The sequence below is a fragment of the Rhizobium sp. BK591 genome (genome assembly GCF_014195045.1).
GTDB classification, from domain to species: Bacteria; Pseudomonadota; Alphaproteobacteria; order Rhizobiales; family Rhizobiaceae; genus Rhizobium; species Rhizobium anhuiense.
Genome location: NZ_JACIAZ010000003.1, coordinates 652425 through 666988, shown reverse-complemented (window position 1 = coordinate 666988; position 14564 = coordinate 652425). Strand labels below are relative to the sequence as shown.

Here is a 14564-nt window from a genome sequence, read left to right as displayed (position 1 = left end):
GCTAGGCTCCGGAATGCAACGGGGGATAGAACTTTGAAACGATATTTTGCAGCCGCGATCCTTTTCGCCTTGTTGACGAGTCAGGCCGGCGCACGCCCTTACCAAGAGATGTTCGCGAACAGGAGCGATTTTTCCGACGCGGAAAAACCATTGCTGGAAAAGCTCGATTTTCAGCAGGGCGCGATCAAGCTGCCTGAAGCCAAGGCAACGCTGAACGTACCCGCCGACTTCTACTATCTCAGCCCTGCCGACGCGAAGACGGTGCTCGTCGATATCTGGGGAAACCCGCCGGCGGCGGCGGAGGGAACGATGGGGATGATCTTCCCGGCAAAATACGCGCCGACCGATATCGAGGCCTGGGGTTCCACCGTCGAATACAATGCTGACGGCTATGTTTCCGACGCCGATGCCGCCACGACCAACTACGACGAATTGCTGCAGAACATCAAAGACGCGATCCGCGAAAACAACGCCGAACGCGAAAAGCAGGGGTTTCCGAAGATCACGCTTGTCGGCTGGGCCTCCACGCCGCACTACGACCAATCTGCGCATGCGATGCACTGGGCTCGGGATCTGATCTTCGGCGACGACACGCAGCCGCAGCACACGCTGAATTATTCCGTGCGTGTGTTCGGCCGCCAGGGCGTATTTCAATTCAACTTCGTCGCCGGCCTCGATCAGTTGAAAGAGATCGAAGGCGTCATTCCGACCGTCACCAAGCTCGTAGAGTTCGACAAGGGAATGGCTTATGGCGACTATGTCGAGGGCGACAAGATCGCGGCCTATGGGATGGCGGGAATGATCGCTGCGGGCGCGGGCGCCAAGATTGCCGCGAAGGTAGGATTGCTGGCACTCGCCCTCGCCTTCTTCAAGAAGGCCGGCGTTTTCGTCTTCATCCTACTCGCCGGTGCGCTTCGCTTTGCCAAGGGTCTTTTCAAGAGGAACAAGACACCCACAGCATAACGCGGCCGTCAGGTCGCGTTAGCGGGCTGTCGCCTTGGCGCCGTCAGGCGCCGGGACGTCCGAGCTCGTCTTGCAGTCCTTCAGCCAGACGTCGTAGATCGGGTGCTCGACGGCATTGAGGCCGGGGCTGGCGGCGAACATCCAGCCGGTGAAAATGCGGCGGATCTTGCGGTCGAGGGTGATTTCATCGACCTCGACGAAACCGTCGATCTTCTGCGCTTCGGCCTGGTCGCGCGAATAACAGGCCTTCGGTGTCACTTGCAGCGCGCCGAACTGCACCGTCTCGTTGACATAGACGTCGAAGGTCGTGATGCGGCCGGTGATCTTGTCCAGCCCGGAGAAGACGGCAACCGGATTTTCGATGCGTGCGGCATTTGCCGCAACTGGCGGAAGCAGGGCCGAGAGCGCCAGCAGCGATCCGGCGGCACGCAGCACCATGTTCCGCGTGAAGAGCTTCATGTACCCGTCTCCAGACATTTTCAGTTCACGGCCGCGGTCAAGCGCGGCCAACCTGCGGGTAAAGGTCAATTGTGGCCAAAAGCCGGGCCTGGGATTGCCCGTTCGAGCCGTCTCAGTTGCCGGGCGTCCAGGCGTCGTAATCGCCGGTGACGCGCGGCCGCTCACCCGGAACGGCGATGGAGCCCGGCGGACGGTAAGCCTGCGGCGAACCGGTGAGGTTGGGGCGATGCCCCTTCTGCCATTCCTTGGCGACGTAGTTTTCCTTGGACGGGGGAACGTCGGTGCGATGATGCATCCAGCCATGCCAGCCCGGCGGAATGGCGGAGGCTTCGGCATAACCCTTGTAGATCACCCAGCGCTTCGGCAGACCGTAGGAAGACATGCCGCCTTCGTAATAGACGTTACCGAATTCATCCTCGCCGACACGCTTGCCAAAACGCCAGGTCGCAAAACGCGTGCCCATCGTCTGACTGTTCCACCAGGTGAAGGTTTGAACCAGAAGATTCCACATGTCTTTTCCTTGTGCCCGCCGGGTGCGGGCCAAACCAGAATTCATTCCCTCGCTTATGCCGTCGCGAAGCCGAATTGTCCAGCGATTCCACGACAGCCACGGGTCATTTCAAAGCCATCTTGAAGCCCAGATGCGAGGCCCTGAAGCCCAGCCTTTCGTAGAAACGGTGGGCATCCCTACGCAGGGCATTCGAGGTCAGCTGCACCAGCCGCATGCCGCGGCCTTTTGCCTCGGCAATGGCGAATTCGATCATCGCGGCACCGATCCCCTGCCCGCGCAGATCGGCCCGCGTCTGCACCGCCTCGATAATCATCGCCGAGGAGCCACGCCTGGTCAGCGACGTCGTCACCATCGTCTGGAACGTGCCAACCACCTCACCGCCGCGCTCTGCAACGTAAAGCATCTGGTCTGGCGAAGCTTCGATTGCGGCAAAGGCCCTGGCATAATCCGGGAAGGCTTCAGCTTCCGTGGTATCGCCATGACCGCCGAGCGCATCGGCGGCAAAGATTGCCACGAGCGCCGGCACTGACGAATGAGTATGTCGGGCAATTCCCCCGCCACGGCCTCAATGCCCTTCGAGCGGTTTTTCGAAGATCAGCGCGGGAATGCCGGATTGCCCGGCCCCACTGTTCTCATTGCGGCCGACCTCGGTGAAGCCGTGCGTGAGATAGAAGGCGATCGCCGCTGCATTCTGCGGTTCGACTTCGAGACGCATGATCTCCGCATCCGGAAAGCAGGTTTCGAGCTCGGCGAAGATATCGCGGCCGATACCCTGGCGCTGCAGCGCCGGCCTGACGTAGAGGAGATGCAGCATGACCGTCTTCGTCAATTGCTGCGACATTGCCGCATAACCCATGCCGCCAATATTGCGGCCGTCATCGGCAACGAGGAATTCGGCATCCTTCCGCGCCAGCCGCGCCTTCAGCGCCGCCGCCGCAAAGAGATGGGCGATGAGATCATCCACCTTTGCTGCGCCATGGAGGTCGTCATAGGTAGCATGAAAGCTCTCCGCCAGCAGGGCGCGCACCTTCTCCACGTCGCGTTCGCCGGCGGTGCGGACGAAGTACACCGCTTATTCCTCGATGCCGAGCTTCGCCTTGACGAGGGCCTGGACAGCCTGCGGATTGGCTTTGCCGCCGGTCGCCTTCATCACCTGGCCGACGAACCATGCCGCCATGGTCGGCTTCGCCTTGACCTTTTCGACCTGATCGGGATTGGCGGCGATGATCTCGTCAACGGCCTTCTCGATCGCGCCGGTATCCGTCACCTGCTTCATGCCGCGCGTCTCGACGATCTCGGCGGGATCGCCGCCTTCGGTGAGCACGATCTCGAAGAGATCCTTGGCGATCTTGCCGGAGATGGTTCCCGCCTTGATGAGATCGATGATGGCGCCGAGCTGGGTCGGCGAAACCGGCGTCTGCTCGATATCCTTGCCGGTGCGGTTCAAGGCGCCGAGCAGATCGTTGATCACCCAGTTTGCCGCCGTCTTGCCGTCACGGCCTGCGGCGACCGCTTCGAAATAATCGGCAATCGCCTTCTCGGAGACGAGCACCGAAGCGTCATAGATCGACAGGCCGAGCTCGCGCACGAAGCGCTCCTTCTTGTCGTCGGGCAGCTCGGGAAGATCGGCTTCGAGCGTCTTGATGAAGGCATCGTCGAATTCGAGCGGCAGCAGGTCCGGATCGGGGAAGTAACGATAGTCGTGAGCATCCTCCTTGGAGCGCATGGAGCGCGTCTCACCCTTGTTCGGGTCGAAGAGGCGTGTCTCCTGATCGATCGTGCCGCCCTCCTCCAGAATGCCGATCTGGCGTCGGGCTTCATATTCGATCGCCTGGCCGATGAAGCGGATGGAGTTGACGTTCTTGATTTCGCAGCGCGTGCCGAAACCCTCGCCCGGACGGCGGACCGAGACGTTGACGTCGGCGCGCATCGAACCTTCGTCCATGTTGCCGTCGCAGGTGCCGAGATAGCGCACGATCGAGCGCAGCTTGGTCATATAGGCCTTGGCCTCGTCGGACGAGCGCATGTCGGGCTTGGAGACGATCTCCATCAGCGCGACGCCGGAACGGTTCAGGTCGACATAGGACATGGTCGCATGCTGGTCATGCATCGACTTGCCGGCATCCTGTTCCAGATGCAGGCGCTCGATGCCGATCTCGATATCCTCGAACTGGCCCTGGCGGTCCGGCCCAAGCGAAATGACGATCTTACCCTCGCCGACGATCGGATCCTTGAACTGCGAGATCTGATAGCCTTGCGGCAGGTCGGGATAGAAATAGTTCTTGCGGTCGAAGACCGAGCGCTTGTTGATCTCGGCCTTCAGGCCGAGGCCGGTGCGCACCGCCTGCCTGACGCATTCCTCGTTGATGACGGGCAGCATGCCGGGCATCGCGGCGTCGACCAGCGAGACGTTCGAATTCTGCGGCTTGCCGAATTCCGTCGAGGCGCCGGAGAAGAGCTTCGAATTGGACAGCACCTGGGCATGGACTTCCATGCCGACGATGACTTCCCAGTCGCCGGTGGCACCGGGGATGAAGCGTTTCGGATCAGGCGTGCGGACGTCGACAAGGGTCATCTGATACTCTTTGCAGGCTGTTCTTTTCCACTGGTGAGGTAACGGAAATGGCGTAGCGGTGCAAGGCTTTCCCTTGTGCAAGAGTTGCCGTCGGCGGCTTCTGTCTGGGGCGAGAGGCCGTCTGCACCACGGACGGCGACATCGGCATAAGCCGAGCGATCGACACGAATTCTGACCGCCCCAGTTGTCGATACCATAGTGATCTCTATCTTCAGTCCAAATGCGCTTGGATTTTGGCCATCGCGATAGGGAGGCGCTATTGAAGGGTTATCTGCCCTATCTGGTCGGGACGCTGGCGGGATTACTGCTCGCGCTCACTATTTCCGGTCTGTTGACGTTGCGGGGAACACCACAGCTCGTGCTTTTCGCATTGCTGCCGGCCATCGGCGGGGCGATCGCTGAGCGCGTCTCCGAGCGTCGATCCGACAAGTTTTAGAAGCGCCATGGCAAGGCTGAAAGAAATCGTCATCGACTGCGACAATCCCTGGCGAGTTGCTCGTTTCTGGGCGGCGGCGCTCGATGGCTACGAAGTGATGCCTTATGACGATGCCGAGCTGGCCCGCCTTGCCGCATTGGGGCTGACACCGGAAACGGATCCGACGGTGATGGTCGATGGTCCCGGAACACGCCTCTGCTTCCACCTTCGCCAGGGAGAGCGTCCCGCCCGCAACCGTGTTCATCTCGATATCGCCGCCCCGGATCGGCAAAAAGAAGTGGAACGGCTCCTATCCCTCGGGGCGACATTCGTCCGCGAGACGGATGCCTACAGCGTATTGAATGATCCCGAAGGCAACAATTTTTGCGTGACGTCCGAATAGCCCGCTATGAGCCGGGAACCACGCCCGGCGGCAGTAAGCAATCCTCCGCCTCCTGCAGCACCTTTCAAACGTCAGAATTCCTGCCCGTATCCGCCGCCATCGGAAACGAGCTGTTTTGTCAGTCCGACCGAGGGCACATCGCGATCGAGCTTCGGATTATAGGCGACCGAGAGCCAGTGGATGCTGTAGCCGTGTTTCCGGAAGAAGCCGATCGCCTCGCTATTGCCGGAATGGGTCTGCATCCCCGCCTTCTCGAAGCCCTGATCGGAGATTTCCTTTTCGATGCGGACGAGAAGCGCCGAACCAAGCCCCTGGCGAGTGAAGGCAGGATCGATCCAGAAATCCGAGATGGTTTCGTCCAATCGCTCGCGCGCCGCCCAGCCTGCCACCTGGCCGTTCTGCTCGACGACGGTGATGGTCAGCCAGTCGTTTTCCACGAAGTTCCGAAAGGCGTTGCGCGCTGCATCGATCATCGCGTCCGATTCGCCGATCGACGCCATCGCATTTTGCCAGGCCCTGAGCCCGATCTCGCTCAATAGCTCCGCTTCACCATCGCGGGCATTGCGAATGTGGATCAACGACACCTCCGCGTTACCCCTCAACTAGACCATTGAGTCGCGAAATTTACCAGTGGCTCCAAGGAGATGATGGCTGGAAATTGCGGTTTTCGACCGGTTTTAACCTGAGAGCACGCTCTTGACCGAATTTTCCCGGCTGAATAATAAAGCTTATCGAGGTGTTTTATGTTGAGCCTGCCTGAGACCCGGTAAAGGCCCTGCCCGCAAGTTTTCTTGCGCGCATGGGCCCGAAAAAACGAAGCCCTGACGTTCGAATGAACGCCAGATCGTTTTTGTGCGCCCTGCCGGGCGCGATACCGGATCTCAACACATGGACATTTCTCGCACGGAGCAGCGCATCCTGCATCTCATGGCCCAAGGCGGCCGCATCGAAATTTCTCGCGACGACAACAGGAAGATCGAGGCAGTCAGTTGCTTCACCCGCGATGGCTGGCTCTATCCCGGCGTCGATCTCGATCTCTTCCGCAGGCTGAAGCAGCTGAGGGCCATCAAGTCCTCGAGCGGCCAACCCTACCGGATCACCGAAAAAGGACTGAGGCTGGTCAGGTCGCAACTAAATAACAGGTAATCGGGCAACCCACCCTGACTATGCTCCAACCGGCGTAGTCAGGGTGTTAGCCTCCAGCCTTTGCAGAGAGTTCCGTCCGCATCGCCGACCACTCGTCGGCCATCGAGCCGGCGCCTCGTCTCTTTCCGGCGCGACGATACCAGTAGTCGGCATTCCAGTCGTCGCCTTCGATGCGATGGCAGAGCGCGTGACCCCAGTCGAACGGCTGTTCACCTTCGTGGCGCTGGCAGATTTCGTGTACCGCCTGCCAATCAGCGCCCATAGTGAACCCACCGGCAGCGAGGCGATCAGCTGCCTCGATCAATCGCGCAAGATCCTTGTTCGGCATGAGGCCCTCCCCGCAAAGTCTTCTTTCTATAACAGGCGCCGCCTCGAAATCCGAGACGGCACCCGCCTTCTTCAGTCGCGAAGCAAATGGTCAGGTGACCTGCCTTGCCGGCAAGGGTTTCAAGGCCCCCGAGGTCCTTCAGACGCAGCGTGACCGGGTTGTCAGCAACTGACATCCACCTCGTGCCACCACAAGCGGTCATTGCGACAGAAGCGGCCGAAGCGCCATTTCCAGTCCCAGAATCAGGAGACAGACGAGAAATCCACGCCGAAAGACATCTTGACTGATCCGCGTGCGGATCGCCTGCCCAGCCACCATGCCAACTAGGGCGGGGATGACGGCAAGCACCGACGTCGTCAGTGCGCTGATTGGCAGAGTCCCATGGGAGAAAAGGGCGATAGCAAGCGCAATGGTCGAAATGCTGAAGGATAGGCCCAATGCCTGAACCAGTTCGTCCCGCTCGAAACCGAGCGCCTGAAGATACGGAACGGCGGGAATGACGAATACGCCCGTAGCACCTGTCATGACGCCCGTTGCCAGCCCAACCAGAGGCGATGCCCAAGGCTGCCAATGGGAGGGCACGCGGTGCTGATGAGCAAGGAGCGTGTAGCCTGAGTAGAAGACCAGCGCGAGCCCGAGAGCTATTGTGGTGCGGCCGGCATTGCCGCCTGCAAGCAGGGTGGAGCCGGCCAGCGTGCCAATGACGATCATCGCCATCATGGGCCACAGTCGCAGCAGAAGCGCCCCAAATCGTGGACCGACAAGAAGCTGCCAAACATTCGTGACGAAGGATGGCGCGAGCAGCAGCGCGGCCGCCGTCAATGGATTAAGGAGCGCGCCGAGTGCACCCATGGCCACTGTGGGCAAGCCCATGCCCGTGACGCCTTTGACGAAACCGGCAACAAAGAAAATGACGGCGATTGTGACAGTGGTGAAGTTGATCTGCTCCATGCTGCCACTTAGAGCAATCCGACGCTTGGCCACAATCGGGAACTTCCATCGTCAGGCTTCGGTTTTTCCGAAGCCTGACCGTGTGTTATCTTTCCGCCATGCGCTTCGATCTTGCAGATTTACGTCTCTTTCTCGCCGTTGTGGAGGCTGGCAGCATCACGCATGGCGCTTCGGCGGCCAATCTTTCTTTGGCTGCGGCAAGCGAGCGACTCCGTCAGATGGAAGCATCCGGCGGCGTATCGCTTCTGGATCGCGGGCGGCGGGGCGTCAGCGCGACGCGGGCCGGAGAAGCATTGGCGCATCATGCCCGTCTCGTTTTGCACCAGGTGGCAGCGATGCAGGCGGAATTGTCAGAGCATGCGCGCGGAGTCCGGGCCACGATCAGGCTCTTCGCCAATACGGCGGCAATGGCCGAATTCCTACCCGGCCGTCTTGGACCGTGGCTGGCGGCGCATCCCCGCATCGACGTCAATCTCTCCGAGCGACCGAGTTCCGAGATCGTCAAGGCAATAGCAGGCGGACTGGCGGAGATTGGGATCGTCTCCGACGCGATCGAGACTTCACCGCTGACAACATCGCCATTTGCGGTCGATCGTCTCGTCGCCGTCATGTCGAGCACTCACCCCATGGCCAGGGAAAGGCGGATCGCCTTTTCTCAACTCCTCGGCGAAGACCAGATCGGCTTTGCAGGTGCTCTTCAGCAGCATGTCGATGACCACGCGGCGCGCGCGGGCCACAGGTTGCAGCCGCGCGTGCATCTCAGAACCTTTGAAGGCATTTGCAGGATGGCGGCGGATGGCGTGGGTTTCGGCATTGTTCCCGAGATCGCCGCGCGCCGCTGCCGTCGCACCATGCCGATCGCATTTGTCAGACTCACTGACGCCTGGGCGACGCGACGACTTCTGCTGTGCTCTCAAGCCGTTCAAGAACTCCAACCCATCACGCGTCAACTGTTCGAGCATCTGGCGCGAGGTCAACATGCACCGATTTTGCGGCCTGATACCGATCCCTAAAGGTACGAGGTTTCTTCACGGACATATCAACGAGCGGGAAGTCCTCCTCATCGACAGCAGGTCTTATCAGCGTTAGCCGACAAGTTCGCACCGGCCTCCGTCAGATCGACTGAATGATGGTTACGGACAACGCGAGGCGCTGAGTTCCGGCTCGAAGGAACAAATATGAAAAAATGGCCTGTCGATCAGGAAAAAGGCCGGGCGCCGACCGCCTTGCGATCGGCGCAAATGGATCGTTAAGTCGGTTACCACCACTTGGCGGGCGTAAACCGGCCGGCCGCCTGCTCGATGATATGGGCGGTCTTGAAGAGGGTTTCCTCATCAAAGGGCTTGCCGATCAGTTGCAGGCCGAGTGGCAGGCCCTTCTGGTCGAGGCCGGCCGGCACGGCGATGCCGGGCAGGCCCGCCATGTTGACCGTCACCGTGAAGATGTCGTTCAGATACATCTTCACCGGATCGGCGGCGAGGTTCTCATCGGCGACGCCGAAGGCCGACGACGGTGTTGCCGGCGTCAGGATGGCGTCGACGCCGGCATCGAAAGCGAGTTCGAAATCGCGCTTGATCAGCGTGCGGACCTTCTGGGCGCGGATATAATAGGCGTCGTAATAGCCGGCGGACAGCACATAGGTGCCGATCATGATGCGGCGCTTGACTTCCTTGCCGAAGCCCGCGGCACGTGTCTTCTCGTACATGTCGACGATATCCTTGCCGTCGACACGCAGGCCGTATCGCACGCCGTCGTAACGGGCGAGGTTCGAGGATGCCTCGGCGGGAGCGACGATGTAATAGGCCGGAAGGGCGTATTTGGTGTGCGGCAGCGAGATGTCGACGATCTCGGCGCCGGCTTCCTTCAGCCAGGCGATGCCCTGGCGCCAGATGGCTTCGATCTCATCCGGCATGCCATCGACGCGGTATTCGTTGGGAATACCGATCTTCATGCCCTTCAGCGACTGGCCGATCGCGGCTTCATAATCCGGCACCGGCAGATCGACCGACGTCGTGTCCTTGGCATCGACGCTTGCCATCGACTTCAAAAGGATGGCGGCATCGCGCACGTCGCGGGCGATCGGGCCCGCCTGGTCGAGCGAGGAAGCGAAAGCGACGGTGCCCCAGCGCGAGCAGCGGCCATAGGTCGGCTTGATGCCGACGGTGCCGGTGAAGGCTGCCGGCTGGCGGATCGAGCCGCCGGTATCGGTCGCGGTAGCGCCGGCGCAAAGATGAGCGGCGACGGCTGCGGCCGAGCCGCCGGAGGAGCCACCGGGCACGAGCTGCTGGTTGGAACCCGCGGAGCGCCAGGGGTTGATGACCGCGCCGTAATACGACGTCTCGTTGGAGGAGCCCATAGCGAACTCGTCCATGTTAAGCTTGCCGAGCATGACGGCGCCGTCATCCCAGAGGTTCTGCGTCACGGTCGATTCATAACGGGGCTCGAAACCATCGAGAATGTGGCTGCAGGCCTGGGTGTGCACACCGACGGTGGCAAAGAGATCCTTGATGCCGAGCGGAATGCCTTCGAGATCGCCCGCCTTGCCGGCGGCGATGCGCGCGTCGGAATTCTTCGCCATGAGGCGGGCGAGATCCGGCGTGACCTTTATGTAGGCATTCAGCTGACCATTGGCCGCATCGATCGCCGAGATATAGGCTTCGGTCAGTTCGGTCGCGGTGATTTCCTTGGCGCGTAGCTTCTGGCGGGCTTCGGCAATGGTCAGGCTGGTGAGTTCGCTCATCGTGTTTTCGCTTCAGATCTGGAAATGGCAACAGGGTCGGAAAGAGGCTTCGAAGCCTTATTCGACGACTTTCGGCACCAGGAAAAAATTATGATCGGTGACGGGCGCATTGGCGACGATATCGGCCGCCTTGCCGCCGTCGGTCACCTCATCGCTCCGCTTCTTCATCGCCATCGGGGTGACTGACGTCATCGCCTCGACGCCATCGACATTCACTTCGGAGAGTTGCTCGACGAAGCCAAGGATACCGTTCAGCTCGCCGACCATGCGATTTGCCTCATCCTCGGAGACGGCAATACGGGCAAGGCGGGCGACGCGCTTCACGGTGGCAAGATCGACGGACATGGCATTCTCCGGATAGGATTTTTCCTACCCGCTATAAAGGCCATGTCCGCCTTACGCAACGGGGTTTCGCTAGATCGACAGGCTCTCGGAGGGCTTGATCGCCTTCACATCCGTCTGCGATCCCTCCATGCCGGCAACGAATTTTTCGGCCGTCTGGTCGATGATCGGGAAGGTGCCATAGTGGCAGGGGATCGCGGTCTTGAAGTTGAAATAACGCCGGCAGGCAAGTGCCGCCACCGCGCCACCCATGGTGAAGCGGTCGCCGACCGGCACGAGGCCGATATCGGGCTGGTGCAATTCATTGATCAGCGCCATGTCGGAGAAGATGTCGGTATCGCCCATGGCAAGGATCGAGGCTTCGTCGTCGAAGTGCAGCATCAGGCCGTTGGCGTTGCCGAGCGCGTGCGAGACGCCGTCTTCGGTGATCTGGGCAGATGAGTGCAGCGCATTGGTGAAGGTCGCCGAGAAGCTGCCGAGCGCGATCGTGCCGCCGGTATTGCCCATCTCGATCTTGTCGACACCCTTGGAGCCGAGCCAGGCGGCGAGATCGGCATTGGCGAGAACGACGGCGCCGGTTTCCTTGGCAAGCGCCACGGTGTCGCCGACGTGATCGCCATGGCCATGGGTCAGCAGGATGTGGGTGACGCCTGCCGAAACATCCTTGATATCCTGGCCGGAAAAGGAGGCGTTATAGCTGAGGAACGGGTCGAGCAGGATCTTCGCCTTTGATGTCTCGATGCGGAAGGCGGAATGGCCGAGCCAGGTGATCTTCATGAAATGTCTCCTTTATTACGTGATGTAAAAACAGGTCCGAAAAGCGCTCACGCTTTTCAACATCATGCTCTAAGGACATATCTTATGCGGCCGCAAAGAAAAGCGGCGGCGACTTCAATTTCTTTTGACGGGATGACATGGCGATGACGGTGCTGACGATCGAGGAAATGGCCGAGACGCTTGCCCCGCGACAGGCGATTGCCGGCCTCGATCTCGGCACCAAGACGATCGGGCTGTCGATGTCCGATCTCGGGCGGCGCTTCGCCACGCCGCGCACGGTGATCCGGCGCGTCAAGTTCACCATCGATGCGCAGGCGCTGCTGGACTTTGCACAATCGGAAAAGGTCGCAGGCTTCATCATCGGCCTGCCGATGAATATGGACGGATCGGCGGGTCCGCGCGTACAGGCGACGCGCGCCTTCGTGCGCAACATGGAGCAGAAGACGGCGCTGCCCTTCGTCTATTGGGACGAGCGGCTTTCCACGGTCGCGGCCGAACGGACGCTGCTCGAAATGGACGTCTCGCGCGCCAAGCGGGCCGAACGGATCGATTCGGCCGCGGCAAGTTTCATCCTTCAGGGCGCGCTCGACAGGCTTTCCTTGCTGGCAAGGTCGGGAGACGAATTCAGCGCTTGACGCGCCGTCCACCAGGCGATGATCGACTTGCGCTTTCTGAAGCCGAGGATGGCAAAGACGACGAGGCTGTCGACCGCGATCGCGCGGGCCACGAGCGGTGGGATCGTCTCCGGCGGAATGCCGAGCGCCTTTCCGTAAAGCTCGAACGTCAGGTCATGGACCTGCCGCGACAGCATGAAGATGCCGAAATTCATGTCGTAATAGGAGAGCCAGTACCATCCGCCCAGAAAGACGATGGGGCCGGCCCAGAAGATCAGAAACCACTTCATGCGGCCTCTCCTCCATGCTTGCGCGCGACGGGCAGATCGAGGGAGACCAACCAGGTTGACAATGCCATGATGCAAAGCACCAGCGTCGGAATTGCAATATCCAGCGCCAGGACTGCGAAAAACATCATCGCCGTCACCAGAAACGCGGCTTTAGCGATCTTCGTTCCCATGGGCGTCAACTCGGGCACTCTCACTCATACCATCTCTGCTCACCGCCACACTGTCGGCTTAACCAGGCCCGCGCAACGTAAACCATTTGTTAAGGTTAACGCGAAACCCGCCCCCTGTGGATGAGCAGATCTCAACCGTAGACGCCGCGCACGATGCGCTTCAGCGCCGTCGCCGCCTTTTCCCAATCCTTGGATGTCTTCAGCGACAGGCCGGCGCACTGCCCGCCGGCTGCAGCAGCGAGCACGAGGTGCTGGATCGCCGCGATGACGACGGCGTTGACGGCTGCTGCATCCACGCCCTTCGGCGGCGCCAGCGAGCCGCGCATGCGCTCCAGCCAGAGAGCGAGCGCCTTCGAACGCGCTTCGGACAGCCGCCTCACCTGCTCGGTGTTTTCCGATATTTCCCAGGCGAGGATGCGGCGCATCAACGGATCATCTCTCAAGGCATCGAGAAGAAGAAGCGACAGCCGCTCCATCAGGTCGCCATAGGTGAGCAGGAACATGCCGCCGGTGTCTTCCGGAATGCGATCCTTCACCCATGTGCCGAGATCGGCGCCGATCGCTTCGACCAGGCCGTCGAGGCCGCCATAGTAGCGATAGATCAGCTGCTTGTCGCAGCCGGCGCGGCGGGCGACCGCGTTGATGCCGAAATTCTGGAAGCCTTGCTCGGCCAGCAGACCCTTGGCGGCGGCAAGGATGGCGCGTTCGGTGGCGCCGCGATCACGCACGCGCCGTTCCGGCTCGCCGGCGGCCTCCGGTAAGATCTCAAGATTAATCGCTTCGTTCAGCATGAATGCCCCTTCCCCGCTGTCACCAATCGGTGAGTAACGGGGAGATTTCAGGCAATCAATCCTATCCCCTTGGGAAGATTGTGGATATTCCATCCGGTCCAACGATTTGGCCTCGGACCGATTTGGAAAGCTGCACGCCAAACGGATCCGATCCGGTCAGAAATCTCGTCCTGGCAGTTGATCGCGATGGACGAACCCGGCATAGCTGCATTATGAACAAATCTAATAATCTCCGCTAAGGCCCTGCAATGGTGAACTATATCGAAGCCTCTTCCGCGCCGCCGAAGAATACCGGCGCCATCCGGCTTTATGACGCTGAAGCATTCGAGGGTATGCGCAGGGCATGCCAGCTGACCGCGCGCTGCCTCGATGCGCTTGCCGACATCGTCAAACCTGGCATGCTGACCGATGAGATCGACCGATTCGTCTTCGATTTCGGTCTGGAGCACGGCGCCTATCCGGCGACGCTGAACTATCGCGGCTATACCAAATCGACCTGCACCTCGATCAATCACGTCGTCTGCCATGGCATTCCGAACGACAAGCCGCTGCGCGAAGGCGATATCGTCAATATCGACGTTACCTTCGTGCTCGACGGCTGGCACGGCGATTCGAGCCGGATGTATCCTGTTGGCACGATCAAGCGCGCCGCCGAGCGCCTGCTCGAGGTCACCTATGAATCGCTGATGCGCGGCATATCAGCCGTCAGGCCGGGCACCCGCACCGGCGCGATCGGCGAGGCGATCCAGACCTATGCCGAGGCCGAGCGCTGTTCGGTGGTGCGCGATTTCTGCGGCCACGGTGTCGGCCGGCTGTTCCATGATTCGCCGAACATCCTGCATTACGGCCGCGCCAATGAGGGGCCGGAACTGCGCGAAGGCATGATCTTCACCATCGAGCCGATGATCAACCTCGGCCGACCGCATGTGAAGGTGCTGGCCGACGGCTGGACGGCGGTGACCCGCGACCGCTCGCTTTCGGCCCAGTACGAACATACGGTCGGCGTCACCTCCGATGGCTGCGAGATCTTCACGCTGTCGCCGGGCGGGCTCGACCGCCCGGGCCTGCCGTCGCACAACGGGTAACGAT

Annotated in this window: 21 protein-coding genes; 7 read left to right on the top strand and 14 right to left on the bottom strand. The window is 60.8% G+C overall.

The window, feature by feature from the left end; genetic code table 11:
- Positions 1-33: 33 nt before the first annotated feature.
- Entirely contained in the window at positions 34-963 is a 930-nt protein-coding gene (locus tag FHX10_RS16435; RefSeq protein ID WP_097543908.1) for a DUF2167 domain-containing protein, read from the top strand.
- An 18-nt stretch (positions 964-981) separates the two neighbouring features.
- Here the strand turns inward: FHX10_RS16435 and FHX10_RS16430 are convergent, their stop codons facing one another.
- The 5 genes from FHX10_RS16430 to gatB all read right to left on the bottom strand — a co-directional run bounded on the left by FHX10_RS16430 (position 982) and on the right by gatB (position 4508).
- Entirely contained in the window at positions 982-1422 is a 441-nt protein-coding gene (locus tag FHX10_RS16430) for a DUF2155 domain-containing protein (protein WP_047614847.1), read from the bottom strand.
- A gap of 112 nt (positions 1423-1534) precedes the next feature.
- On the bottom strand, positions 1535-1933 hold the full coding sequence (locus FHX10_RS16425; RefSeq protein WP_047614845.1) for an NADH:ubiquinone oxidoreductase subunit NDUFA12: 399 nt from the start codon (positions 1931-1933) through the stop codon (positions 1535-1537).
- 103 nt (positions 1934-2036) lie between these two features.
- Entirely contained in the window at positions 2037-2447 is a 411-nt protein-coding gene (locus FHX10_RS16420; protein WP_097623178.1) for a GNAT family N-acetyltransferase, read from the bottom strand.
- A 51-nt stretch (positions 2448-2498) separates the two neighbouring features.
- Positions 2499-3002: a GNAT family N-acetyltransferase gene (locus FHX10_RS16415; RefSeq protein ID WP_047614841.1), complete on the bottom strand. Its 504-nt coding sequence runs from the start codon at positions 3000-3002 to the stop codon at positions 2499-2501.
- A 3-nt stretch (positions 3003-3005) separates the two neighbouring features.
- The gene (gene gatB, locus FHX10_RS16410; RefSeq protein ID WP_097543907.1) at positions 3006-4508 is read right to left on the bottom strand and encodes an Asp-tRNA(Asn)/Glu-tRNA(Gln) amidotransferase subunit GatB; all 1503 of its coding nucleotides are present in this window, start codon (positions 4506-4508) and stop codon (positions 3006-3008) included.
- 259 nt (positions 4509-4767) lie between these two features.
- On the opposite strand from gatB, the gene FHX10_RS16405 reads away from it, so the two are divergent.
- Both FHX10_RS16405 and FHX10_RS16400 read left to right on the top strand, forming a co-directional pair.
- Positions 4768-4944, top strand: a complete 177-nt coding sequence (locus FHX10_RS16405; RefSeq protein WP_165932246.1) for a hypothetical protein — start codon at positions 4768-4770, stop codon at positions 4942-4944.
- Positions 4945-4951: 7 nt separating this feature from the next.
- Positions 4952-5326 carry a VOC family protein gene (locus FHX10_RS16400; RefSeq protein WP_047614836.1) on the top strand — a complete coding sequence of 125 codons (375 nt, stop codon included), beginning with the start codon at positions 4952-4954 and terminating at the stop codon, positions 5324-5326.
- Between the two features lie 71 nt (positions 5327-5397).
- On the opposite strand, the gene FHX10_RS16395 is transcribed toward FHX10_RS16400, so the two are convergent.
- Positions 5398-5904 (bottom strand): GNAT family N-acetyltransferase, encoded by a 507-nt coding sequence (locus FHX10_RS16395; RefSeq protein WP_097543906.1) that lies wholly within the window; start codon positions 5902-5904, stop codon positions 5398-5400.
- 310 nt (positions 5905-6214) lie between these two features.
- On the opposite strand from FHX10_RS16395, the gene FHX10_RS16390 reads away from it, so the two are divergent.
- On the top strand, positions 6215-6472 hold the full coding sequence (locus tag FHX10_RS16390; protein WP_047614835.1) for a YjhX family toxin: 258 nt from the start codon (positions 6215-6217) through the stop codon (positions 6470-6472).
- A 46-nt stretch (positions 6473-6518) separates the two neighbouring features.
- Here FHX10_RS16390 and FHX10_RS16385 read toward each other — a convergent pair whose 3' ends face one another.
- Positions 6519-6800, bottom strand: a complete 282-nt coding sequence (locus FHX10_RS16385; protein ID WP_063475475.1) for a hypothetical protein — start codon at positions 6798-6800, stop codon at positions 6519-6521.
- Positions 6801-6998: 198 nt separating this feature from the next.
- Complete coding sequence (locus FHX10_RS16380) at positions 6999-7751, bottom strand: sulfite exporter TauE/SafE family protein (RefSeq protein WP_097543905.1); 753 nt, start codon at positions 7749-7751, stop codon at positions 6999-7001.
- A gap of 98 nt (positions 7752-7849) precedes the next feature.
- Between FHX10_RS16380 and FHX10_RS16375 the strand changes: the two genes are divergently transcribed.
- On the top strand, positions 7850-8764 hold the full coding sequence (locus FHX10_RS16375; protein WP_097543904.1) for a LysR substrate-binding domain-containing protein: 915 nt from the start codon (positions 7850-7852) through the stop codon (positions 8762-8764).
- Positions 8765-9009: 245 nt separating this feature from the next.
- On the opposite strand, the gene gatA is transcribed toward FHX10_RS16375, so the two are convergent.
- The 3 genes from gatA to FHX10_RS16360 form a co-directional block, all read right to left on the bottom strand.
- Positions 9010-10491, bottom strand: a complete 1482-nt coding sequence (gene gatA, locus FHX10_RS16370; RefSeq protein ID WP_097543903.1) for an Asp-tRNA(Asn)/Glu-tRNA(Gln) amidotransferase subunit GatA — start codon at positions 10489-10491, stop codon at positions 9010-9012.
- Positions 10492-10548: 57 nt separating this feature from the next.
- Complete coding sequence (gene gatC / locus FHX10_RS16365; protein ID WP_047614828.1) at positions 10549-10836, bottom strand: Asp-tRNA(Asn)/Glu-tRNA(Gln) amidotransferase subunit GatC; 288 nt, start codon at positions 10834-10836, stop codon at positions 10549-10551.
- Positions 10837-10905: 69 nt separating this feature from the next.
- Complete coding sequence (locus FHX10_RS16360; RefSeq protein WP_063475472.1) at positions 10906-11610, bottom strand: metal-dependent hydrolase; 705 nt, start codon at positions 11608-11610, stop codon at positions 10906-10908.
- A gap of 143 nt (positions 11611-11753) precedes the next feature.
- On the opposite strand from FHX10_RS16360, the gene ruvX reads away from it, so the two are divergent.
- Positions 11754-12245 (top strand): Holliday junction resolvase RuvX, encoded by a 492-nt coding sequence (ruvX, locus tag FHX10_RS16355; RefSeq protein ID WP_063475658.1) that lies wholly within the window; start codon positions 11754-11756, stop codon positions 12243-12245.
- Here ruvX and FHX10_RS16350 read toward each other — a convergent pair.
- The 3 genes from FHX10_RS16350 to FHX10_RS16340 all read right to left on the bottom strand — a co-directional run bounded on the left by FHX10_RS16350 (position 12185) and on the right by FHX10_RS16340 (position 13475).
- On the bottom strand, positions 12185-12514 hold the full coding sequence (locus tag FHX10_RS16350) for a DUF6105 family protein (protein ID WP_063475471.1): 330 nt from the start codon (positions 12512-12514) through the stop codon (positions 12185-12187). The two genes, ruvX and FHX10_RS16350, sit on opposite strands and share 61 nt — an antisense overlap.
- Positions 12511-12684, bottom strand: a complete 174-nt coding sequence (locus FHX10_RS16345; RefSeq protein WP_003539039.1) for a hypothetical protein — start codon at positions 12682-12684, stop codon at positions 12511-12513. The genes FHX10_RS16350 and FHX10_RS16345 overlap by 4 nt, the downstream gene beginning before the upstream one ends.
- A 131-nt stretch (positions 12685-12815) precedes the next feature.
- Complete coding sequence (locus FHX10_RS16340) at positions 12816-13475, bottom strand: TetR/AcrR family transcriptional regulator (RefSeq protein ID WP_097543902.1); 660 nt, start codon at positions 13473-13475, stop codon at positions 12816-12818.
- A gap of 248 nt (positions 13476-13723) precedes the next feature.
- Here FHX10_RS16340 and map point away from each other — a divergent pair, with 248 nt between their 5' ends.
- Positions 13724-14560, top strand: coding sequence for a type I methionyl aminopeptidase (gene map, locus FHX10_RS16335; RefSeq protein ID WP_097543901.1), 837 nt, complete (start codon positions 13724-13726; stop codon positions 14558-14560).
- Positions 14561-14564 lie beyond the last annotated feature (4 nt).